This is a genomic window from Corynebacterium bovis DSM 20582 = CIP 54.80 (assembly GCF_030408615.1).
In the GTDB taxonomy this organism is placed as follows: Bacteria; Actinomycetota; Actinomycetes; order Mycobacteriales; family Mycobacteriaceae; genus Corynebacterium; species Corynebacterium bovis.
In genome coordinates this window covers 1,008,355-1,030,220 of sequence record NZ_CP047187.1, presented here as the reverse complement: position 1 = coordinate 1,030,220, position 21,866 = coordinate 1,008,355, and the positions used below count along the sequence as shown (strand labels likewise).

20 protein-coding genes are annotated in these 21,866 nt (G+C 74.2%); 2 read left to right on the top strand and 18 right to left on the bottom strand.

Annotated features, from left to right (window positions below):
- Positions 1 to 99: 99 nt before the first annotated feature.
- The 3 genes from CBOVI_RS04085 to gatC form a co-directional block, all read right to left on the bottom strand.
- On the bottom strand, positions 100 to 762 hold the full coding sequence (locus CBOVI_RS04085) for an NUDIX domain-containing protein (protein WP_029157750.1): 663 nt from the start codon (positions 760 to 762) through the stop codon (positions 100 to 102).
- A 141-nt stretch (positions 763 to 903) separates the two neighbouring features.
- On the bottom strand, positions 904 to 2,406 hold the full coding sequence (gene gatA, locus CBOVI_RS04080; RefSeq protein ID WP_010269283.1) for an Asp-tRNA(Asn)/Glu-tRNA(Gln) amidotransferase subunit GatA: 1,503 nt from the start codon (positions 2,404 to 2,406) through the stop codon (positions 904 to 906).
- A 22-nt stretch (positions 2,407 to 2,428) separates the two neighbouring features.
- A complete protein-coding gene (gatC, locus tag CBOVI_RS04075) occupies positions 2,429 to 2,734 on the bottom strand; it encodes an Asp-tRNA(Asn)/Glu-tRNA(Gln) amidotransferase subunit GatC (RefSeq protein ID WP_010269281.1) in 306 nt (101 codons plus the stop codon).
- A gap of 219 nt (positions 2,735 to 2,953) precedes the next feature.
- Between gatC and CBOVI_RS04070 the strand changes: the two genes are divergently transcribed.
- Positions 2,954 to 3,631 carry an ACT domain-containing protein gene (locus CBOVI_RS04070; RefSeq protein WP_010269279.1) on the top strand — a complete coding sequence of 226 codons (678 nt, stop codon included), beginning with the start codon at positions 2,954 to 2,956 and terminating at the stop codon, positions 3,629 to 3,631.
- 119 nt (positions 3,632 to 3,750) lie between these two features.
- On the opposite strand, the gene ilvA is transcribed toward CBOVI_RS04070, so the two are convergent.
- Positions 3,751 to 5,289: a threonine ammonia-lyase, biosynthetic gene (ilvA, locus tag CBOVI_RS04065; protein ID WP_010269277.1), complete on the bottom strand. Its 1,539-nt coding sequence runs from the start codon at positions 5,287 to 5,289 to the stop codon at positions 3,751 to 3,753.
- A 115-nt stretch (positions 5,290 to 5,404) separates the two neighbouring features.
- Positions 5,405 to 6,082 (bottom strand): 3'-5' exonuclease, encoded by a 678-nt coding sequence (locus CBOVI_RS04060; RefSeq protein ID WP_010269273.1) that lies wholly within the window; start codon positions 6,080 to 6,082, stop codon positions 5,405 to 5,407.
- Positions 6,083 to 6,141: 59 nt separating this feature from the next.
- On the opposite strand from CBOVI_RS04060, the gene ligA reads away from it, so the two are divergent.
- Positions 6,142 to 8,301, top strand: a complete 2,160-nt coding sequence (gene ligA, locus CBOVI_RS04055) for an NAD-dependent DNA ligase LigA (RefSeq protein ID WP_010269270.1) — start codon at positions 6,142 to 6,144, stop codon at positions 8,299 to 8,301.
- Between the two features lie 126 nt (positions 8,302 to 8,427).
- Here the strand turns inward: ligA and CBOVI_RS04050 are convergent, their stop codons facing one another.
- The 13 genes from CBOVI_RS04050 to nucS form a co-directional block, all read right to left on the bottom strand.
- Entirely contained in the window at positions 8,428 to 9,495 is a 1,068-nt protein-coding gene (locus tag CBOVI_RS04050; RefSeq protein ID WP_125187096.1) for a uroporphyrinogen decarboxylase/cobalamine-independent methonine synthase family protein, read from the bottom strand.
- The gene (gene mnmA, locus CBOVI_RS04045; protein WP_029157997.1) at positions 9,492 to 10,691 is read right to left on the bottom strand and encodes a tRNA 2-thiouridine(34) synthase MnmA; all 1,200 of its coding nucleotides are present in this window, start codon (positions 10,689 to 10,691) and stop codon (positions 9,492 to 9,494) included. The genes CBOVI_RS04050 and mnmA overlap by 4 nt, the downstream gene beginning before the upstream one ends.
- 110 nt (positions 10,692 to 10,801) lie before the next feature.
- Entirely contained in the window at positions 10,802 to 11,971 is a 1,170-nt protein-coding gene (locus CBOVI_RS04040) for a cysteine desulfurase family protein (RefSeq protein WP_125185763.1), read from the bottom strand.
- A gap of 55 nt (positions 11,972 to 12,026) precedes the next feature.
- The gene (locus CBOVI_RS04035; protein WP_010266601.1) at positions 12,027 to 13,664 is read right to left on the bottom strand and encodes a cation:proton antiporter; all 1,638 of its coding nucleotides are present in this window, start codon (positions 13,662 to 13,664) and stop codon (positions 12,027 to 12,029) included.
- 145 nt (positions 13,665 to 13,809) lie between these two features.
- Entirely contained in the window at positions 13,810 to 14,763 is a 954-nt protein-coding gene (locus CBOVI_RS04030) for an electron transfer flavoprotein subunit alpha/FixB family protein (RefSeq protein ID WP_010266604.1), read from the bottom strand.
- A 77-nt stretch (positions 14,764 to 14,840) separates the two neighbouring features.
- Positions 14,841 to 15,629, bottom strand: a complete 789-nt coding sequence (locus CBOVI_RS04025) for an electron transfer flavoprotein subunit beta/FixA family protein (protein WP_010266609.1) — start codon at positions 15,627 to 15,629, stop codon at positions 14,841 to 14,843.
- 235 nt (positions 15,630 to 15,864) lie between these two features.
- Entirely contained in the window at positions 15,865 to 17,061 is a 1,197-nt protein-coding gene (locus CBOVI_RS04020) for a class I SAM-dependent methyltransferase (RefSeq protein WP_010266612.1), read from the bottom strand.
- A gap of 65 nt (positions 17,062 to 17,126) precedes the next feature.
- Positions 17,127 to 18,161 carry an NUDIX hydrolase gene (locus CBOVI_RS04015; RefSeq protein WP_010266618.1) on the bottom strand — a complete coding sequence of 345 codons (1,035 nt, stop codon included), beginning with the start codon at positions 18,159 to 18,161 and terminating at the stop codon, positions 17,127 to 17,129.
- Between the two features lie 53 nt (positions 18,162 to 18,214).
- Complete coding sequence (locus CBOVI_RS04010) at positions 18,215 to 19,189, bottom strand: ABC transporter ATP-binding protein (protein ID WP_010266622.1); 975 nt, start codon at positions 19,187 to 19,189, stop codon at positions 18,215 to 18,217.
- Between the two features lie 121 nt (positions 19,190 to 19,310).
- Entirely contained in the window at positions 19,311 to 20,201 is an 891-nt protein-coding gene (locus CBOVI_RS04005) for a tetratricopeptide repeat protein (protein ID WP_010266626.1), read from the bottom strand.
- 9 nt (positions 20,202 to 20,210) lie between these two features.
- Complete coding sequence (locus tag CBOVI_RS04000; RefSeq protein ID WP_010266628.1) at positions 20,211 to 20,555, bottom strand: thiamine-binding protein; 345 nt, start codon at positions 20,553 to 20,555, stop codon at positions 20,211 to 20,213.
- Positions 20,556 to 20,685: 130 nt separating this feature from the next.
- A complete protein-coding gene (locus CBOVI_RS03995; protein WP_010266632.1) occupies positions 20,686 to 20,985 on the bottom strand; it encodes an Rv1322 family protein in 300 nt (99 codons plus the stop codon).
- A 16-nt stretch (positions 20,986 to 21,001) separates the two neighbouring features.
- On the bottom strand, positions 21,002 to 21,820 hold the full coding sequence (gene nucS / locus CBOVI_RS03990; protein ID WP_125185767.1) for an endonuclease NucS: 819 nt from the start codon (positions 21,818 to 21,820) through the stop codon (positions 21,002 to 21,004).
- Positions 21,821 to 21,866: the final 46 nt, after the last annotated feature.

Genomic DNA, 21,866 nt, shown 5'->3' with positions numbered 1-21,866 from the left:
GCCGACGGGGGCCGGGTGCGCCGGGTGCGCCGGGGACCGTGTCGCCGGGAGCACGGGGCCGGCGGGGCCGGGTGTGCGGGTCAGGTCAGCCGGGCCGGGTCACCGGTCCAGCGGCCCCCGCAGCAGCTCCGCCACCATCGGCAGGGAGTCCGCGAACGCCGGCATGAGGTCGAGCTCCGCGACGCGGTCGAGCGGCCACCACGCGAGGTCGGCGCTCTCGTCCGTCGGTGCGAGGTCGAGTGGGTGGTCGCACGAGGCGATGACCGTCGTGTACGTCCAGTCCGGGACATCGCGGTGCGGGACCTCCCACCACAGGTTGCCGTCGAGCCCCATGACGGCGGACCCCCCGTGGCCGGGGTGGACGACGCCGGTCGGGCCCGGGGTGTCCAGCGCGGCGGCGGAGAGACCCTGCCGGACCTCCGCGGCCTCCCGCGAACTCATCGGCTCCCGCCGGAGCACGTGGTCGAGGGGCATCCGGGCGGTGACGAGGGTGCCCTCGAGCGTCACGTCGGCCGGGTCGATGCCGGTCTCCTCGTGGGTCTCCCGGAGGGCGGCCTCCTCGGCGCTCTCGTCGAGGTCCCGCGCGCCCCCGGGCATGGCCCAGGTCCCGCCCTGGTTCGTCCACGTCGCCCTCAGCTGCATGAGGACGACGAGGTCGCCGTCACCGTCCCGGGTGTGGAGGAACAGCCCCGCGGCCCCGGCGGTCCCCCACCGCCGCGTCCCGTCGACGCCGATGGCCCACCCGTCTCCGCTCGCAGTCATGCCACCAGGGTACGCGCGCGGGGCGCCCGTCCGGGAGCGGTCCGTGAGCGACACCCGGGCGAGGTCCGGGCCGGGTGCGGAAGCAGTGCGGGCGCGGCACCCGGGCGCTCGGTGCGGGCGCGACACCCGCGCGCTCCGCGGTCAGGCGCCGGCGGCGGCCCGCCCGGCCTCGAACGCGGCGCCGACCCGGTAGAGCCGGTCGTCGCCGTGGGCCGGCCCCATGATCTGCAGGCCCGTCGGCAGCCCCGTGTCCCCGGCGAGGCCGCCCGGGACGGACATCCCGCACACGCCCGCGAGGTTGAGCGGCAGGGTGCACAAGTCGAACATGTACATGCTCAGCGGGTCGTCGACCTTCTCCCCCAGCCGGAACGCCGTCGTCGGCGTCGTCAGGGACACGAGGACGTCGCAGGTCCGGAACGCCGCCGCGAAGTCCTGCGCGATGAGGTTCCGCACGCGCTGGGCCTGCAGGTAGTAGGCGTCGTAGTAGCCGACGGACAGGGCGTACGTGCCGAGGATGATGCGCCGCTTCACCTCGGGGCCGAAGCCCTCCGCGCGGGTGAGGGACATGACCTCGTCCGCCGACCGGGAGCCGTCGTCGCCCTTGCGCGCGCCGTACCGCATCCCGTCGAAGCGGGCGAGGTTCGAGCTCACCTCGCACGGGAGGATGAGGTAGTAGGCGCTGAGGGCGTGCTCGAAGTTCGGGCAGTCCACCTCGACGATCTCGGCGCCCTGCTCCTGCAGCTGGTGCAGGTTGTCCCGGTAGGTGTCGAGCACCCCGGGCTGGAACGCCTCCGCCTTCTCGAGCTGACGGACGACGCCGACGGTCACGCCGCTGAGGTCCCCGGAGGCCCCCTGCCGGGCGGCCTCGACGACGGGGGCGACGGGCCGGCGCGAACTCGTCGCGTCGTGCGGGTCGTGGCCGGCGATGACCTCGTGGAGCAGCGCGGTGTCGAGCACCGTCCGCGCGGTCGGCCCGCCCTGGTCGAGCGACGAGGCGCAGGCCACGAGGCCGTAGCGGGAGACGGTGCCGTACGTCGGCTTGACCCCGACCGTCGCGGTGAGGGCGGCGGGCTGCCGGATCGACCCGCCGGTGTCCGTGCCGATGGCCAGCGGGGCCATCCCGGCGGCGAGGGCCGCGGACGACCCGCCGCCGGAGCCGCCGGCGGTGCGGTCGAGGTCCCACGGGTTGTGCGTCGGGCCGTACGCGGAGTTCTCCGTCGACGAGCCCATGGCGAACTCGTCCATGTTCGTCTTGCCGAGGATCGGGATGCCCGCCTCGCGGAGCTTCCGGGTGACCGTCGCGTCGTAGGGGCTCATGTACCCCTCGAGCATCTTCGAGGCGCAGGTCGTCGGCGCGTCGGTCGTCGTGAAGACGTCCTTGAGCGCGAGCGGCACCCCGGCGAGCGGCGAGGCGACGGTGCCCGCCGCGATGTCCCGGTCCACCGCCTCGGCGGCGGCGAGGGCCTCGTCCTCACCGACGTGGAGGAACGCGTGGACGTCCCCGTCGACCCCGGAGATCCGGTCGAGGTGGGCACGGGTCGCGTCCACCGAGGAGACCTCCCCGGCGTGGATCTTCTCCGCGAGCTCCGCGGCGGTCCAGGTGGTCAGGTCGCTGTCGTCGCGCCCGGCAATCGTGTACTGCATGTCTCTCCCTCGTCGCCTGGGGTCATTCACCGAGAATCTGGGGCACCCGGAACCGCTGCCGGTCCTGGGCCGGGGCCTGGTCGAGCGCCTGCTCCGGGGTCAGGCCCGGTTCGACGACGTCCTCCCGCATCACGTCGACGTCACCGTCCACGTTCTGCGTCGGGTGACTCAGGGGCTCGACGCCGTCGGTGTCGACGGTGCGGACGGCGGCGACGGCGTCGACGATGACGTCGATCTGCCGGGCGTAGCCGGTGAGCTCATCCTCGGTCAGGTCGAGTCGCGCCAGCCGCGCGAGGTGCGCGACGTCGTCACGGGAGATCTCGGACACTGTTCGTCCCTCGTTTCCGTTGCGGTCTCGGCGTCCGCCGGGTCCGGCGGGTGCCTGTGGTACAGGGACCAACCATAGCGGTTCGGCCCCCGCCACCGGACACCGGACACCGGGCGCGCGGCGGGGGCACCGCGGCCGCGGCCGACCGTCTGTGCCACGGTCCTCCGGGGACGTCTAGACTCGGGGCGGCGTCCGACGCCGTCAGAAAGGTGTGATCCCGTGGCCTACCTCATGCGTGTGCGTCTCCCCGACGTCCCCGGCACCCTCGGTCGGCTCGCCGCCGGGCTCGGTGCCATCGACGGGGACATCCGCAGCGTCGACGTCGTCGACCACTCCGAGTCCGGGGTCGTCGTCGACGACATCGTCGTCGACCTGCCGTCCGGCCGCCTCGCGGACGCCCTCATCACCGCCGCGCAGGAGGTCGAGGGCGTCCTCGTCGACTCCCTCCGTCCCTTCTCCGGCACCGTGGACCGCCGCGGGCAGGTCGGGATGCTCGCCGACGTCGCGGGGCGCCGGCGCGACCCGGCGGTGAGCCTCGCGGGCATGATGGACAGCCTGCCGCGCACGATGACCGCCGGCTGGGCCGTGGTCCTGCGGACCGACCCCGCCTCCAGGCGGACGACCCGCCTGTGCGCCTCCGCCGCCGCCCCCGAGGACGACGGCCGGACCCTCGACACGCCCCCGGTGACCGAGCCGCGCATCCTCGACGCCGAGACCGAACACTGGATCCCGGAGTCGTGGACGGTGATGGACTCCAGTCTCGCGGCGACGCCCATCCGGGGCACCGACCTCACCCTCGTCATCGGCCGCCCCGGGGGCCCGGACTTCCTCCTCAGCGAGGTCGTCCACCTGGGGCACCTCGGGACGATCCTCGGCGCGTTCTTCGCCCCGGCCTGAGCCCCGCCCCCGGGGACCGGGCCGGCAGCCCCCTCCCCGGCGGTCAGGGTCGGCCCCGGGATCAGCCCCCTCCCCGGGACCGGCGCCGGCGACCCGGGCTCAGCCCCGCCCCCCGGCGGTCACCACGGCTGCAGGAACAGCGTGTACGCCGGGCTGTCCGTGACGTCGGTGACGTGGTAGCCCAGCTCGGTGAGGTGGGCGTTGAACGTCTCGTCGCCGTCGACCCCCTCGAAGGTCACGAAGACCCGCCCGTAGTCCATGCCCTGGCTGCGGTAGTGGAAGGCCGTGATGTTCCACCGCGTCCCGAGGACCGTGAGGAACCGCAGGAGCGCCCGCGGGTGCTCGGGGAACTCGAAGGAGAACGCCCGCTCACTGACCGTCTCGGCGGGACGGCCGCCGACCATGTACCGCACGTGCTCCTTGGCGAGGTCGTCGTCGGACAGGTCGACGACGTCGTACCCGGCCTCCCGGAGCGACGCGGCGATGGCGTCGCGCTCCTCCCGTCCGTTCTTCAGCTGGACACCGACGAACACCCGGGCGGTCGCGGCGGCCGGGGACCCGGGCGTGCGGTCCCCGAGGCGGTAGTTGAACTCCGTCACCGACCGGCCGCCGAGGATGTCGCAGAACCGCAGGAACGAGCCCTGGACCTCGGGGATCGTCACCGCGTAGAAGGCCTCGCCGCCCTCACCGAGCTCCGCGCGCTCGGAGATGTAGCGCAGCGAGTGGAAGTTGATGTTCGCCCCGGACAGCACCGTCACGAGGGTCTCGCCCTCCACGTCGTGGTCGGCGACGTACCGCTTGAGCCCGGCCGTCGCCACCGCCCCGGCCGGCTCCGCGATGGCGCGGGTGTCGTCGAAGATGTCCTTCACCGCGGCGCTGATCTCGTCGGAACTCACCGTCACCACCTCGTCGAGGTACTCCCGGCACAGCCGGAAGGGCTCCGTCCCGATCTGCTTGACCGCCACACCCTCCGCGTAGAGGCTGACGCGCTCGAGGGGGACGGGGTGCCCGGCCTCGAGGGCGGCCGTGAGGCACGCCGACTCCTCCGGTTCGACGCCGACGACGACGATCCCCGGCCGCAGCTGCTTGAGGAGCACGGCGACCCCCGCCGCGAGACCGCCCCCGCCGACGGGGACGAACACCCGGTCGACCTCCGCGCAGTCCTGGAAGATCTCGAGGCCCGCGGTGCCCTGCCCGGCGATGACCGCGGCGTCGTCGAACGGCGGGACGTACGTCAGCCCCTCGGTGTCCCGGAGGTGCTCGGCGTGGCCCTTCGCCTCGTCGAAGCTCTCCCCGGAGAGGACGACCTCGCCGCCGAACGCCCGGACGGCGTCGACCTTGATCGACGGGGTGGTCACCGGCATGACGATGACCGACCGGATGCCGAGCTCACTGCCGGACAGGGCGACGCCCTGGGCGTGGTTGCCCGCCGAGGCCGTGACCACCCCGGCGCGCCGCTCCTCCTCCGACAGCGCCGCCATGCGGGTGAAGGCGCCGCGGATCTTGAAGCTGTGGACCGGCTGGAGGTCCTCCCGCTTGAGCAGCACCGTGTGGCCGAGGCGGGCGGACAGGGCGGGCATCGGGTCGAGCGGGGTGTGCCGGGCGACCCGGTAGACCGGGGCGCTGACGATGTCCCGGAGGTAGCGCCCGGGGGTCATCGCGCCCGGGTCGCCCGGCGCGGAGCCGGGGCCGCCGGCCGGCGCGGGGCCGGGGTGGTCGGAGCCGGATGGGCTGGCGTCAGGCGCAGGTGTCATGCCGGAATTCTACCGCCGGTCAGGACTCCACCGGCCACGAGGTGTTGACGGTGATGTCCCGGCCCTTCTCGGTGAAGTACCGCTGGAGGTCGGTCTGCTCCTCGTAGTACCAGGTGGACTGGGCGATCATCAGCTCCCCCGCGTCCATGCGGGTGATCTCCGGGAAGGCCCGGGAGAGCTTCCAGGCGACGCGGGCGGCCGCGACGGCGTCGGCGGTGGCCTCGTGGGCGTTGTCGAGCTCCACCCCGTAGTGCGCGCAGACGGTCGAGAGCTTCCGGTTGCCCTTCCGGTAGCGGTCCTTGGCCCGGTCGATGACGTAGGGGTCGACGACGAGCCCGTCGACGGTGAACCCCGGGTCGAGCGACCGGAGCACCGTGAGGTCGTAGGCGGCGTTGAAGACGATGAGCGTCGCCCCGTCCTCCCACCCGCGCCGGATGCGCTCCACGGTCTCGGCCAGGACCTCGTCGTGGGGGCGGCCGTGCTCACGGGCGTGGGCGGTGCTGATGCCGTGCACGGCGGTCGCCTCCTCCGGGATCTCCACCCCGGGGTCGGCGAGGAGTTCGAGGTCGTCACGCTGACGGCCGTCGATACTGACGAGGGCGCTGGTGACGATGCGGGCCGTGCGGGGGTCCGTGCCGGTCGTCTCGAGGTCGAACCCCAGCATGCGGCTCGGGTCGAAGCGGGGTGCGGTGCTCATGGCTGTCACTGTAGCCGGTGGGCCGGACACCGCCTGCGGTGTCCCGCGGGACCGTTAGGATGGCCCCCGTGACTACCGAGGACCGGAACGACGACCACGCCCCCACGCCCGACCGGAGCCCCGGCGGCGACCTGTCCACCGCCGAGGCCCGCACCCGGTGGGACGAGCTCGCGGAGGCCGTCCGGCACCACCGTCAGCTCTACTACTACGGGGACCCGGAGATCGAGGACGCCGAGTTCGACCGGCTGCTGCGCGAGCTGCGCGACCTGGAGGAACGGCACCCCGAGGCCGTGACGGGGCCGAGCCCGACCGAGGAGGTCGCCCCCGCCCCGGACCCGACGCTGTTCCGCAACGTCGACCACCGGGAGCGGATGCTCAGCCTGGACAACGTCTTCAGCCGGGACGAGCTCGTCGCGTGGCTCCACCGCACCCCGGCGGAGACCTACCTCACCGAGCTGAAGATCGACGGCGCGTCGATCAACCTGCTCTACATCGACGGGCGCCTCGACCTCGCCCTCACCCGGGGCGACGGCACGACGGGCGAGGACATCACGCACAACGCCCGGGTCATCGCCGACATCCCGGAGGAGCTCACCGGCACCGACGAGTTCCCGGTCCCCGCGCTCGTCGAGATCCGGGGCGAGGTCTACATCTCCGTCGAGGACTTCGCGACGATGAACAGCGACCGGCAGGCGCTGGGCCTGAAGATGTTCGCCAACCCCCGCAACGCCGCGGCCGGCGCCATGCGGCAGAAGAACCCGGAGGAGACGGCGAAGCGCCCACTGCGGCTCATCTGCCACGGCATCGGCGCCCGCGAGGGCTTCTCCCCCACCTCCCAGCACGAGGCGTACCGGGCGATCGCGGCGTGGGGGCTCCCGGTGAGCCCCTACACCCGGCAGGTGCACACCGTCGACGAGGTCGTCGAGCAGGTCGAGTGGTGGGGTGAACACCGGCACGACGCCGCCCACGAGATGGACGGGGTCGTCGTCAAGGTCGACGACCTCGGGGAACAGCGGGAGCTCGGCGCGACGTCGCGCGCGCCCCGCTGGGCCGTGGCCTACAAGTACCCGCCGGAGGAGGCGATGACGACGCTCCGGTCGATCCGGGTCGGTATCGGCCGGACGGGGCGGGCGACGCCGTACGCGGTCATGGTGCCGAAGTACGTCGCCGGGTCGACGGTCGAGATGGCGACCCTCCACAACCCCACCGAGGCGCACCGCAAGGGCGTCATGATCGGCGACCGCATCATGATCCGCAAGGCCGGCGAGGTCATCCCCGAGGTCCTCGGCCCCGTGGAGGACCACCGGGACGGCCACGAGCGGCAGTTCGTCTACCCGTCGCTGTGCCCCGAGTGCGGCACCCCGCTCGCCCCGGCGAAGGACGGCGACGCCGACTGGCGCTGCCCCCAGACCCGGTACTGCCCCGGCCAGCTGCAGAACCGGCTGAACTACCTCGCCGGGCGCGGGGCGTTCGACATCGACTCCCTCGGTGAGCGGGCGGCGCACGACCTCATCGCCTCCGGCGTGCTCCCGGACGAGGGGGCGCTGTTCTCCCTCACCGAGGCGGACCTCGCCCGGACCAACGCCTACACGACGACGACCGGGGCGGTGAACCGCGCCGGGAGGACGCTGCTCGCCACGCTGCGGGAGGTCCGGTCGACGGACCTGTGGCGGGTCCTCGTCGCCCTGTCGATCCGCCACGTCGGTCCGACGGCCGCGAAGGCCCTGGCCTCGCGGATCGGGTCCGTGGACCGGATCGCGGACGCCTCCGTCGACGAGATGGCGCAGATCGACGGCGTCGGCCCGACCATCGCCGAGTCCGTGCGGGACTGGTTCTCCGTCCCGTGGCACCGGGAGATCGTCGAGGCGTGGCGCGCGGCCGGGGTGCGGATGGAGGACGACGCCGTGCTCTCCGGGGAGGCGGAGGCCGACCGCCCCGAGCAGGTGCTCGAGGGGCTCACCGTCGTCGTCACCGGCAGCCTCGACACGTACGACCGGACCGCGGCGAAGGAGGCCGTGGAGTCCCGTGGCGGCAAGGCGTCGGGGTCGGTGTCGAGGAGGACCTCGTACGTCGTCGCCGGGGAGAAGGCCGGGTCGAAGCTCGCGAAGGCCGAGGAGCTCGGCGTCCCGGTGCTCACGGAGGAGCAGTTCACGACGCTGCTCGACGGCGGTCCCGACGCCCTCGGCATCGCGCCCGGCGTGGCCGGGCAGGAGGACTGACCGGCCGCGGGGTCGCACCGGGCCGGGGCACCCGGGAGCGTGACCGGGCGAGCGGCCGGGAGCGTGACCGGCCGGGCGGGGGCCGGCGGGCGGGGATCCCCGGAGCGTGACCGGCCGGGCGGGGGCTCAGTTCCGGTGGAGCAGGGCGGCGGCGGTCCGCACGAGCGCCGCGGCCTCGGCGGCCTCCGCGGGCGTCCGGCCGGCGACGGCGCGGCCGTCCCCGACGCCCCGGGCGCTCCCCCGCGGACCGGCGACGACGAGGTCGACGGTCGACGTCAGGTCCCCGGGGGCGAACGTCCAGCGGTCCCACTGGCGGATGAGCGCCCGGGCGACGTCGTCGGCGTCGGCGACCGCCCGCCCGGCGGGGTCGACCGCCCACCCGATGCCCTGACCGTCCCCGATGAGGGCGCCGACGGCGTCCGCGCCGGCGGTCGTCGCGACCGTCGCCTCCGGGACGACGAGCCGGCCCGCCCCGGCCTCGCCGAGCGTGGTGAGGACCGCCGGGTCGACGGCGCCCGGGTCGAGGACGGTCGTGACCTCCCCGGCGTCGCCGCTGCCGACAGTCCCGAGGAAACGGCGCAGCACCGCGGCGACGACACCGCGGTCCACCGGGTCCACCCCGTCCCACCGCGTCGGCCCCGGGAGCCCGGCGACGACGCCGGGTAGCGCCGGTTCATGGACGGCGACGACCACCCCGCACCCCGGGCCGACGAGCCCGGCGACCGTCCGCCGGGCGTCCGCCACGCCCGCGGCGAGCGTCAGCGCGGTGTCCCGGAACGCCGGCCGGTCGGCGACGACCGGCCGCCCCCGGTACTCGACCTGCGCCCCGACCGTCCACGGCCCGGGGACGTGCACCATCACGCGGCCGCCCTCACCGAGCCGGCCCTCGCCGAGCATCTCCCCCGTGAGGTCCAGCAGCTCACGCACGTGCCCCCGCGCGCGGCGGAACCGCAGGGAGGCGTGGGCGTCGAGCTCCCACCCGCGCGGGGTGGGGTGCAGCGGGATCTGGCCCATCGCCGCCCCGAGCGCCGTCATCCCGTGTTCGACGACACCGTCGGCGAGCCGCGGCAGGCTGAGGACCGGCGGGACACCGGTGTCCTCGTCGACGTCGACGGTCCGGGTGAGCGCGGAGGTCATCGCCTCCCGCAGCGACCGGTGCGTCGTCGGGGAGTCCTCCCACCAGCCGAGCCTCACCGGACCGCCGCCCCGGCGGCACCGGTGGCACCGGCGTCCGCGTCGGCGCCGGTGGGCTCCCCGGCCCACGGCCCGGTGGCGCTGATCGTCCCGGACCCGAGCAGCACGTCGCCGTCGTCGTCCGGCCGGTACACGACGGCCGCCTGCCCCCGGGCGACCCCCTCCAGCGGCTCCAGCAGGTCGAGCTCGAGTCGGTACGGCGCCTCCCCGTCCCGCTTCCGCCGGCCGGCGGGGGTCACGGGGCCGGTGTCGTCGACGATCCGGGCGACGGCGGGGACGACACCGCCGTGGGCACGCACCTGCACCTCGCAGCGGAACCGGCGGCCGTGCACCTCCGGGTCGAGCCGCTTGAGGCGGTCCGCGGTGATGCTCCCGGTCCGGAGGTCCTCCCGGGTCCCGACGGTCACCGTCCCCGTCGTCGCGTCGATGTCCGTCACGTAGCGCGGTCGGCCGTCCGGGGCCGGCCCGGGCAGTCCGAGGCCCTTGCGCTGGCCGATCGTGAACCCGTGGACCCCGTCGTGGTCGCCGAGGTGCTCCCCGGTCGTGTCCTGCACCGCCCCCGGGCGCACCCCGATGTGCCGGCCGAGGAACGCGCGCGTGTCCCCGTCGGGGATGAAACAGATGTCGTGGCTGTCGGGTTTCGTCGCCACACCCATGCCCAACGCCCCGGCCTCCGCGCGGATGTCCGGCTTGACGGTGTCACCGACCGGGAAGAGGCAGTGGCGCAGCTGGGCGTCGTCGAGCACGCCCAGCACGTAGGACTGGTCCTTGGCCGCGTCGACCCCCCGGCGCAGGACCCCGCCGTCGAGCCGCGCGTAGTGGCCCGTGGCGACGGCGTCGAACCCCAGGGCGACCGCGCGGTCGAGCAGCGCCTCGAACTTGATCTTCTCGTTGCACCGCAGGCACGGGTTCGGCGTCTCCCCGATGCCGTAGGACTCCACGAAGTCGTCGATGACGTCCGCGGCGAAGCGGTCGGAGAAGTCCCACACGTAGAACGGGATACCGAGCAGGTCGGCGACCCGCCGCGCGTCGGCGGAGTCCTCCAGCGAACAGCACCCCCGGGACCCGGCCCGCACGGCCTCGGGACTCCGGGACAGGGCGAGGTGCACCCCGACGACCTCGTGCCCGGCCGCGACGGCGCGGGCGGCGGCGACCGCCGAATCCACCCCGCCGCTCATGGCGGCGACGACCCTCATGATCTCCCCTTCCGCACCGGTGGCCACGACCGTCCGGGCCCGTGGCCACGTCGTTCATCTCGTCGTCACACCGTACACCCCGGGCCGGACAGGCCCGGCCCGGCAACCCCTCAGTAGGCCATCCCCGCGGCCCGCGCACGCTCCACGACCCCGGGCAGGACCTCGACGATCCGCGCGACGTCCTCCTCCGTCGTCGTGTGCCCCAGGGTGAGACGCAACGCCCCGCGCGCGACCTCGACCGGGACGCCCATCGCGGTGAGCACGTGACTCGCGCGGTTGACCCCGGCGGAGCACGCCGACCCCGTCGCGGCGTCGATCCCGGCGGCGTCGAGCAGCATGATGAGGCTGTCCCCCTCCGCCCCGGGGAAGCTCATGTGCGCGTGGCCGGGCAGGGCGGGCTCCGTGGTCCACACCCGGGCGCCGTCGATGCCGCGGACGCACGCGAGGACCCGGTCACGCAGCGCCCCGACCCGGGCGGCCTCGGCCTCCATGTCCCGGCACGCCGCGGCGAGGGCGGCGGCGGTCCCCGCGGCCGCCCGCACGTCGACGGTCCCCGGCCGCAGCCCCCGTTCCTGCCCGCCGCCGCGCAGCGGACTGTCCAGCACCGCGTCGCGGCGGACGAGGAGGATCCCGGCGGAGCGCGGCCCGCCGAACTTGTGGGCGCTCGCCGCGAGGGTCGTCGCCCCGAGGCGGTGGAAGTCGACGGGCAGGTGGCCCACCGCCTGCACCGCGTCCACGTGGACGGGCACGTCGGCGCGGGCGCAGGCGGCGGTGATCCCGGCGACGTCCGTGACGGCCCCGGTCTCGTTGTTCGCCCACATCGCGGTGACGACGGCGTCGCGGGCGGGGTCGAGGTCGGCGACGTCCGGGACGGCCGGCCGGCCGTCGGCGTCGACGGGGAGCACGGCGTGGTCGAAGCCGAGGACGTCGCCGGTGAGCCACGCGACGGTCTCCCCCACCGCGGGGTGCTCGGTCTCCGGGGCGACGACGGTGCGCGCCCCGCGCCGCCGCCGGGATGCGAAGGCCAGCCCCTGCAGGGCGATCCCGTCGGCCTCGGTGCCGGACGCGGTGAAGACGACCTCGACGGGGTCCGCCCCGAGGAGCGCGGCGATCTCCTCCCGGGACTCCTCCAGCACCCGCCGCGCCTCCCGCCCGGACGCGTACTGCCCGGCCGGGTTGAGGAGGTTCTCGGTCCGACGCTGCGCCTCGGCGGCGGCGGGCCGCAGCGGCGAGGTCGCGGCGTGGTCGGCGTAGACCCGCCGCGGTCCCGGCCCGGTCACGCCGCCTGCCCCGGTCGCTCCGCCTGCCCCGGTCGCTCCGCCGGTCCCGGTCACGTCACGCACGCCGGCCCCGCTCCCCGCCGGTCACCGCCGGCCCGGACGGGCCTGTCGGCGGGAGGGCGACGATGCGCACGTCGAGCTCGTGGAGCTTGTCGTTGATGGCGGACGGGTCGACCCCGGGCCGGAACCGGGCGGCGGTGAGGGTGCGCTGCGCGGCCTCGAGGGCCTCGCGGCGGACCTCCGCGACGAGGCGGGTCTGCTCGCGGATCCGCCGGCGCCGCTCGTCGTCGCTCTCGTCGGGGTCGGGCTCGTCGGCGTCGCCGTCGTCGAAGGAGCCGGTGGAGCGGATCGTCGCGAGCCTGTCGGCGACCCGGGCGACGACCTCGGGCGGGAACTCGTCGACGTACCCCCGCAGCACATCCATCGCGGCGTCGTAGGCGTCGTCGAGCGCGTCCTCGGTCGCCGCGTCGGTGCTGTCCTCGAGGTCGACGTGACGTCCCAGCAGCGTCACGAGCCCGGGGAGGGTGAGCCCGGGGATGATCATCGTGCAGGTCAGGACGACGAACGCGACGACCGTGAACTCGTGGTGCCGCGGGAAGAGCGCCCCGCTCATGGACAGCACGAGCGCGAGCGTGACGAGGCCGCGCATCCCCGACCACGTGAGGATGACGACGTCGGCGAACCGCGACGGGGCGACGTGCAACCGGCCCTGGTGGATGTTGATCCGCCACACCACCGTCATCCACAGGGCACGCACGACCCCGAGCACGAGGGAGACGGCGACGCCCCACGCGACCGCCTGCATGATGTCGACCTCGGGGTGGCTGAGGGCCTGCCGCAGACTGAAGCCCATGAGGCCGAACGCGAGCCCCGTGATGAGCAGCTCGGTGACGTCCCAGAACGCCCGGCCCGACAACCGGGCGTCCGACGCCGTGGCGTCCGCCCGGGAACTCAGCTCGACGGCGGCGACGACGACGGCGATGACGCCCGAGGCGTGGAGCTCCTCGGCGAGGACGTACGTCGCGAACGGCAGCACCCACGTCAGCGCGTTGCCCGCCGTCGGCGACCCGAGCCAGCCGAGCAGGACCGACGAGACCCGGCCGACGACGAGTCCGAGGACGACGGCGACGATCGCGGTGTAGAGGAACTGCAGGGTGGCCGCCCCCCAGTGGATCTCGTCGCCCATCTGGAGCGCGCTCACCGCGACGGTGAAGGCGACGAGGGACGCGGCGTCGTTGAACAGCCCCTCCGTCTGGAGCGTGCCGATGATGCGCCGCGGGATGCCCGCCGGCTCCGCGACCGCCTCGACGCTCACCGGGTCCGGTGGGGCGACGGCCGCCCCGAGGGCCATCGCCGCGAGGAAGCCCATGCCGGGGGCGATGAGCATCATCGTGCCGGTGACGGCGGCGACGCTCGCGAAGACGAGGAGCACGGACAGCCCGATGATGGTGCGCCACTGGGCGCGGAACATGCCCCACGACGTGCGGCGGGCCAGCGCCCACAGCAGCGGGGGCAGGAAGAGCGGGAGGATGAGCTCGTTGTCGATCGTCACCTCGGGCATGCCGGGGATGAACAGGGTCCCGGCGGCGAGCACCGTGAGCAGGACCGGCCACGGGAGCCGGAGGCGTTCACCCACGGCGACGACGAGCACGGTGGCGAACATGAGGGCGGTGACGATGACGAGTGTTTCCACGTGGTCTCTCCTGCTTCTGTCCGCCGCTCAGCCGGGGTGACGTGGGTCGACCCCCGACCGTGACGGGCGGGGGTCGTGACCGGCCGACCGGCCCGGGGCACGGTCGGGTCCACCGGGGCCGCCCCTCACGGGGCGGTCACCGGTGTCACTTGCGCTTCTTGAGCTCCTCGGTGGCCTGCGGGGCGACCGTGAAGAGGTCGCCGACGACGCCGAAGTCAGCGATCTCGAAGATGCCGGCCTCCTCGTCCTTGTTCACGGCGACGATCGTCTTGGACGTCTGCATGCCGGCCTTGTGCTGGATGGCGCCGGAGATGCCCAGGGCGATGTACAGGTTCGGGGAGACCGTCTTACCGGTCTGGCCGACCTGGAACTTGCCCGGGTAGTAGTCGGCGTCGACGGCGGCACGGGACGCGCCGACCGCGGCACCGAGGACGTCGGCGAGCGGCTCGACGACGTCGTGGAAGCCCTCCGGGCCGGCGACGCCGCGGCCACCGGAGACGACGATCTTCGCCTCGGTGAGCTCCGGGCGGTCGCCCTGCTCGGCGGGGGCGAAGTTGGTGATCTTCACCGCGGTCGGGCCCGGCTCGGGCAGCTCGACGGCCTGGACGGTGCCCGCGGCGGCCTGCGGCTCCGGGTCGACGGACCCGGCACGCAGCGTGAAGACCGGGGACGCGCCGCCGGCGGAGGAGGTGACCGTGAAGTCGCCGCCGAAGATGGAGCCGGTGGCGGTGCGGTCCTCCTTGATCTCGATCTGGTCGTAGAGGACGCCCGACGCGACGCGGGCGCCGACGCGGCCGGCGACCTCGTTGCCCGTCGCGGTGGACGCGATGACGACCGGGACCTGCAGCTGTGCGGCGAGCCCGGACAGCGCGTCGACCGCGGGGGTGACGACGAGGGAGTCGGCGGAGTCGGACTCCGCGGCGTAGATGGTCTCCGCGCCGGCCTCGGCGAGACCGGACTGGAGCTTCTCGGTCGTGCCGGGGGCGCCGACGACGACGGCGCCGACGTCACCGAAGACGCGGGCGGCCGTGATCAGCTCGAGGGTGGTGTTCTTCAGCTCACCCTGGGTGTGCTCGACCAGGACCAGGACATTCGTCATGGGATTCAACCTCTTCTATCTGTTTCTCGGGTGTGGTGCGGTGGCAGCGGTGCTGCCGGTGGGTCGGTCCGGGGGTGTCAGACGAGCTTCTGGGCGACCAGGTACTCGACGAGCTTCGTGCCGCCGTCGCCCTCGTCGGTGATGATCTCGCCGGCGCTCTTCGGGGGCTTCGGGGTGGAGGAGGAGACGGACGTCGCGGCGTTCGCGAGGCCGACGTTCGACGGGTCGACGCCGATCTCGGCGAGGTCGACCTCGCGGATCGTCTTCTTCTTCGCGGCCATGATGCCCTTGAAGACGGCGAAGCGCGGGGTGTTCGCCTTCTCCGTGACGGAGACGATGGCCGGGGTCGGGGCCTCGACGGAGTACACGCCGTCCTCGGTGACGCGCTCACCGGAGACCGTGCCGCCCTCGACCGTCAGGGAGCGGAGGTGGGTCAGGGCCGGGATCTGGCGGTACTCGGACAGCAGCCCGGGCACGGCGCCGGCGCCACCGTCGGTGGAGGAGTTGCCGCAGATGATGAGCTCGATGTCGTCGACGAGGTTGATCGCGTTGGACAGCGCCCAGGCGGTGCCGAGGGCGTCGGAGCCGGCGAGGGCGTCGTCGGTGACGAGGATCGCCTCGTCGCACCCGAGGGAGAGGGCCTTGCGGAGGGCCTCGGTCGCGCGCTGCGGGCCGACGGAGAGGACGACCACGTTGCGGGAGTCGTCGGCCTCCTTGAGCTGCAGCGCAGCCTCGACGGCGTTCTCGTTGATCTCGTCGAGGACCGCGTCGGCGTTCTCGCGGTCGAGGGTGAAGTCATCGTCCTTCAGCTTGCGCTCGGAGTAGGTGTCCGGCACCTGCTTGACCAGAACCACGATGTTCGACATTCGTTGGCCTTCCTGACTTGGGTAGACGTTAGGTTGCTCCCGTCCATCCTAGCGTCCGGCCCGCGTGATGTAAGGCACAGTTGACCTCGTCCGGCGGCGTTTTCACGACCACGGTCCGCCCACACCCGGCTCACCTGCACATTCGGTTCCCACCCCGCGACGGTGTCAGCGAAAAAAATATTGAAATATCACCACCCCCGACCGTGGTGCACCCCGGCGCCCGTCGCCGCGGCCGTCAGCCCCGGACCGCCTCACAGACGAACGCCACCGGGCTGCGGTCGATCCGGGTGACGACGACACTCAACGCCCGGTCGCCGGTCAGCCGCAGCTTCCGGCGCAGCACGTCGGGGTCGACGTCCACCCCGCGCACGAGGATCTCCACCGACCCGCACCCCGCCGCCGCCAACGCCGGCCGGAGCTTCTTCAGCGGGACCTGCTCGAGCACGCGGAACCCGCGCACCCCCGGCGGGACGGTCTCCCCCGTGAGGTACGCGATCCTCGGGTCGAGCTGCCGCAGGCCGTGCCGGGCCGCGTAGTGCCGGACCAGCCCGGCGCGCACCACCGCACCGTCGGGGTCGACGATGACCTCCCCGACGGGCGACGCCTCCCCGTCCGTCTCCGGCATCCCGGAGTGCAGCGTCGTCACCCCGTCGGCGACCCCCGCATCCCCCGGACCGGACCCGTCCCCCGCCCCGGGCCCGCCACCGCCGCCCCGGCGGACGACGACCGCGCGCCGTCGCCCCGGGACCCCGAGCCCCGGGGTGTACAGGCACGCCTCCTTGACCTCGCCGTCGACGCTGACGATGTCGACCTGCCCCTCCCAGTCCGTGTAGTCGATCCCCGGGGCGCACTTCACCGCCATCTCCCGCCCCGCGTACGCGGCGAGGAGGTCGGGCAACGGGGGCATGAGCGCCGCCGGGTCGGTGATCCTCCCCCGGGCACCCCGGCGCGCCGGGTCGGCGACGACGACCCCCGCGGTGACGACCGCGTCGAGCGCGTCCGCCCGGACGAGCGGCACCCCGGGCACGTTCCGCGCGGCCATGCGCAGCCGCACGCCGTCGAGGTCCGCCCCGACGACGTCGGCGACCCGCCCCCGGAGCGCCGCGAGCTCGGTGCCGACGGAGCACGTGACGTCGACGACCGCGTCCACCCCCTGGTCGGCGAGGTACCGGGCCCGCACCGCCGCGACCGCCGCGGGCGTGGCCTGCTGCGCGGACTCCGAGCAGACCAGCCACCCGGCGGGGACCTTCGACACCGCGCCCCGCCGGGCGGTGACGAGCTCCGCGAGCGCCCGGGCGTGGTCGCCGAACCGGGCGCGCAGGGACGCGACGTCCGCCACCGACGTCCGCCGGGTGAGCGGCAGCTCCTCCGCCGCCGCGACCGCCTCCGGGTGGCCGATCAGCCAGTCGAGGTCCTCGTGGGTGTAGCTCATGCGGCGGGGTCAGTGCTCCTCGTCGGTCGTGTCGTCGGTTCTGTCGTCGGGCATCCGGCGCGGGGTCACTCGGCGAAGGGGTCGGGGGGAAGGTGTGCCGGGTCGACGGCGAACTTCATCCCCGGCGCGAACACCCGGTTCGGGTAGCCGTACATCCGGGTCTCCAGCAGGTAGTACTCCGCCATGTAGGGCTCGTCGACCGGCTCCTCACGCACCGGGTCGACCCGCAGCCCCGCGGCGAAGTCCATGATCTCCGGCACCGTCCGGAACGTGTCGAGGAGCTTGAGCTGCGCCCACGTCGGCGGCATGAGGTAGATCTTCCGGCTCCGCCAGCCGTCGAGGAGGGTCGACGGACGGAACCAGCCGGTCGACGTCGCCTCCCGGGTGTCACCCGAGGTGTCCTGCCCCTCCGGGAGGCGGGCGACGAAGAAGGCCGTGTCGTACCGGATCGGCTGCTCCTCCGGGGTGACCCAGTTCGCCCACGGACGCAGCAGGTCCGTGCGGAGCACGAGGTCGTGCCGGTCCATGAAGTCGGTGAAGGCCAGGCGGTGGTTCTCCAGGAGGGCCCGCTCCTCGCGGTACGGGGCGGTCTCGGCGACGACGCCGCCACCGGCGTGACCGGCGAGCAGCGTGCCCGTCTCCTCGAAGGTCTCCCGGACGGCGGCGCACACCAGGGCGCGGGACATGTCCGGCGTCGTCCCCAGGCGTTCGGCCCACCAGTCGACGTCCGGGCCCCGCCACCGGATGTCCGGGGAGTCCCGGCCGTCGCCGTCGACGTCACCGGGCAGGTCACGGGAGTCCACCCCGCCGCCGGGGAACACGGTCATGTCCGCGCAGAAGCGCATCGTGCTCGCGCGTTCCTGGACGTAGACCTCCGGTCCGCTCAGGGTGTCCCGGAGCAGGATGACCGTCGAGGCGTGGCGCGGGGCCACGGGGCCGAGCAGCCCCCCGGGGCGGCGGCCGACCGCGCCACCCGCACCGTCCCCGGCGCCTGCCGTGTCCGTCCTGTCCGCGGCACCCGGAGTGTCCACGGCACCCGTCGTGTCCGCACCGTCCACGCCGGCGTCGTCACCGCCGGGCGTCCCGCGACCGTCGTCCATCGTGACCGACCCCTTTCCTCCGCGGATGTCACGGTCCAGACTACCCAGTCCCGTCAGCCGCGGTGCGTCCCCCCGCGTCGGGCCCGCCGGGCGAAGTACCGGCCGTCCTGCCGGGTGAGCGAGATCGGCTGGTGGTAGGTGCGCGTGAGGTTCTCCGCCGTCATGACGTCGTCGATCAGCCCCTGGGCGACGCACTCCCCCTCGTCGAGGAGCAGCGCGTGGGTGAACCCGGGCGGGATCTCCTCCACGTGGTGGGTCACCATGACGATCGCCGGGGCGTCCGGGTCCTCCGCGAGCTCGCTGAGGAGGACGACGAGGTCCTCCCGTCCGCCGAGGTCGAGGCCCGCCCCCGGTTCGTCGAGGAGCAGCAGCTCCGGGTCGGTCATGAGGGCGCGGGCGATGAGCACGCGCTTGCGCTCCCCCTCGCTGAGCGTCCCCCAGTCCCGGTCGGCGAGGTGGTAGGCCCCGACCTGCTCGAGGATGGTCACGGCCCGCTCGCGGTCGACGTCGTCGTACGGCTCCCGCCACCGGCCGAGGACGTCGTGACCGGCGGAGATGACGATGTCCGCCACCCGCTCGGCGTCCGGGACCCGGTGGGCGAGGGCCGACGACGCCATCCCCACGGCCGTGCGGATCTCCCGCAGGTCGACCCTCCCCATCCGCTCGCCGACGATGGTGACGCTGCCCGTCGTCGGGAACTCCTGCGCCCCCGCCATCCGCATGAGGCTCGTCTTCCCCGCCCCGTTCGGGCCGATGACGACCCACCGCTCGTCGAGTTCGACCTGCCAGGTCAGCGGAGCGACGAGCGTCCGCCCGCCCCGGACGAGGGACACCTCCCTCATGTCGAGGACGAGGTCCTCGGCGACAGCGGGGACGACGGCCCCCGCCGCCGCGGTCGTCGCGGGGGCCCCTGTCGTCCCGGGGGTGCCGGGGGTCCCCGACGGGGTCGTGCCGGGGGTCGACGTGCGGTCTCCCCCGTGGGCCCCGGTGGAACGGTCTCTACTGTGCGTGCTCGGTGTCTCGCTCACCCCTCCATCGTGCCGCACGGACGTCCCGGAACACGGCTCCGACGCGGGTCCGACGCGGCTCCCGTGGCGGCCGGGCCCGGACGGGTCCACGGCCGGGCGCGGCGGACGCGCCGGTGGGCGCTCAGAACAGCGCGCTGGCCATCTTCGTCCGCGCCTCGATGACGTCCGGGTCCGCGGGGTCGAACAGGCCGAAGAGCTCCAGCAACCGTGCCTTCGCCCCGTCGCGGTCCTCCCCGGAGCGGATCCGGCCGACGAGCACGTCGAACCCCTCGGCCTTCCGGCCGGCGAGGATGAGCTGGTCGACCTCGTCCGCGTCCCCGGCCTCCGTGCGGCGCATGAGCTCCGCCGTCGCCCGCGCGGCCCGGGCCTCGGTGTTGTCCGGCTCCTCCGCGAGGATCCGGTCGTACGCGGCGACGGCCCCGGCGTAGTCCCCGGTCTCCATGAGGTCCTCGGCCGCGGTGACACGGGGGTCGTCGGATCCCCCGGTGGCGGCGTCGTCCCCTCCGGCCCCCTCCGGCAGCCCCTCGAGCTTGCCCTCGGTGGCCTGGACGACGGCCTCCACCCACTGCGCGAGCTGCTCCGCGGGCTGCCCGCCCTCGAAGCTCGTCATCGGCCGCCCCGCGGCGAGCGCGAGGACCGTCGGCACGGCCTGCACCCGCAGCGCCTGGGCGATCTCGGGGCTCGTGTCGACGTCGACGTGGCGGAACAACCACGTCGGGTGCTCCGGCTGCTCGACGAGCCGGCTGAACTCCGCGCGCATCTCCTCCGACTCCGGCGACCGCCCGGACCCGATGAGGAGGACGACGGGCACCTGCGTGGAGCGGACGACGAGATCCTGCTCGAAGGACTCCACCGTGACGGCCGCGGACCGCGCGACACCGCCGGGCGCGGCGGCGGACTCCCGGGCCTCGGCGCGCCGCTTCACGTCGCCGAGGTCGACGGCCCCGGCGACGAAGCGCGGGGGTGCACTGGGCTGCTGGGCGGACCGGGGATTCTGCTGGGGTGACGTCATGCGGCCATCCTAGTGGTCGCCGTCACCCGGCCGCCCGCCGGTCGCGCCGGTGTCCGGTCCGAGGATCCGGTCGACCGCCTCGACCTTCCCCCGCAGCTGGCCGGTGACCCCCGGGCGGATGTCCGCCTTGAGCACGAGGCTCACCCGCGGGGACACCGCGACGACGGCCTCGGTCGCCCGGCGGACGACGTCCATGACCTCGTCCCACTCCCCCTCGACGAGGGTGAACATGGCGTTCGTCTCGTGCGGGAGGCCGGAGGCGCGGACGACCCGCACGGCCTCCGAGACGGCCTCGGCCATCTCGGCGCGGGCGTCGGGGGTTTCGGTGGGGGCGACGGAGAACGCGACGATCATGCCGCCACAGTACCGCGGCAGCGCGCGGGCGTCCCCGGCACCCGGCGACCGCGACCGGCGCGGACGTCACCGTCGTTCCCGGTACCCGCCGACCGGTTCCGGCACCCGGCGACCGTGACCGGCGCGGACGTCACCGTCGTTCCCAGCACCCGGTGTGCCAGTGCCGCCGGTCCTCCGCCCCACGGCTCGTGTCCGGCCAGGCGACGACGTGCGCGACCCCGGGCGGGATGTTCTGGTGGCACCCGGGACAGACGTAGAACTTCTGCGCCGAGGACGCCCCCATGCGGCGCATGAGGTACTCCTCGCCCGCCGCCCACCCGGGCCCCCGGACGCGCTGCGTCCCGAAGAACACCGCCCCGTCCCGGGGCAGGTCCCGCGGGGGCGTCCCGGACCGGGTGCGGGGCGGCTGACGAAGGTGACGGCGGGGCATCGGACCGGTCCGCCGCTCAGAACAGTCGCAGTTCCGGGGACTCGGTGCCCCGCATGGCCGCGTAGTCGAGGGTGAGGCACCGCAGCCCGCGGTCCTCGGCGAGCGTCCGGGCCTGGGGCCGGATCTCCTGGGCCGCCAGCACCCCCTCGACGGGGGCCAGGAGCTCGTCCCGGTTGAGGAGTTCGACGTAGCGCGTGAGCTGCTCCACGCCGTCGATGCCCGCGCGCCGCTTGATCTCCACGGCGACGGTGCGTCCCGCGGCGTCACGCGAGAGGATGTCGACGGGCCCGATGGCCGTCGGGAACTCGCGACGCACGAGGGTGTACCCCTCCCCGAGCAGCTCGATCTGCTCCGCGAGGAGCTCCTGGAGGTGCGCCTCGACGCCGTCCTTCACCAGCCCCGGGTCGACACCGAGGTCGAAACTCGTGTCCGAGTGCACCTCGTACACGCTGATGCGCAGCTCCTCCCCCTTGGGGTTGCGGACCGTCCAGAGCATCTCCGGGCGGGCCACCGCCTCCGGGTCCGACGCGGGGTCCGGGCCGGCGCCGGCACCGGCGTCACCGGGGCCGCCGGCGGTGCCGGACCGGTCGGCGGCGGGCGCACCCTCTGCGGAGCCGGCCTCCTCCCCGGGGCCGGCCGGGTCGACGGGCTCGACGGACTCCTCCGTGAACGTGCACGGCGGCGTCATCCAGTTCAGGGGCTTGTACGCGCGGTCGTCGGCGTGGACGCTCACCGAGCCGTCGGCCTTGACCATGATGAGGCGGTCCGCCTCCGGGAGGTGGGCCTCCAGTCGGCCGACGTAGTCCACGCTGCAGCGGGCGATCACCAGACGCATGCGCCACAGGGTATCACCGGTCCCCGCGGCCCCCGGCGGCGGCTCA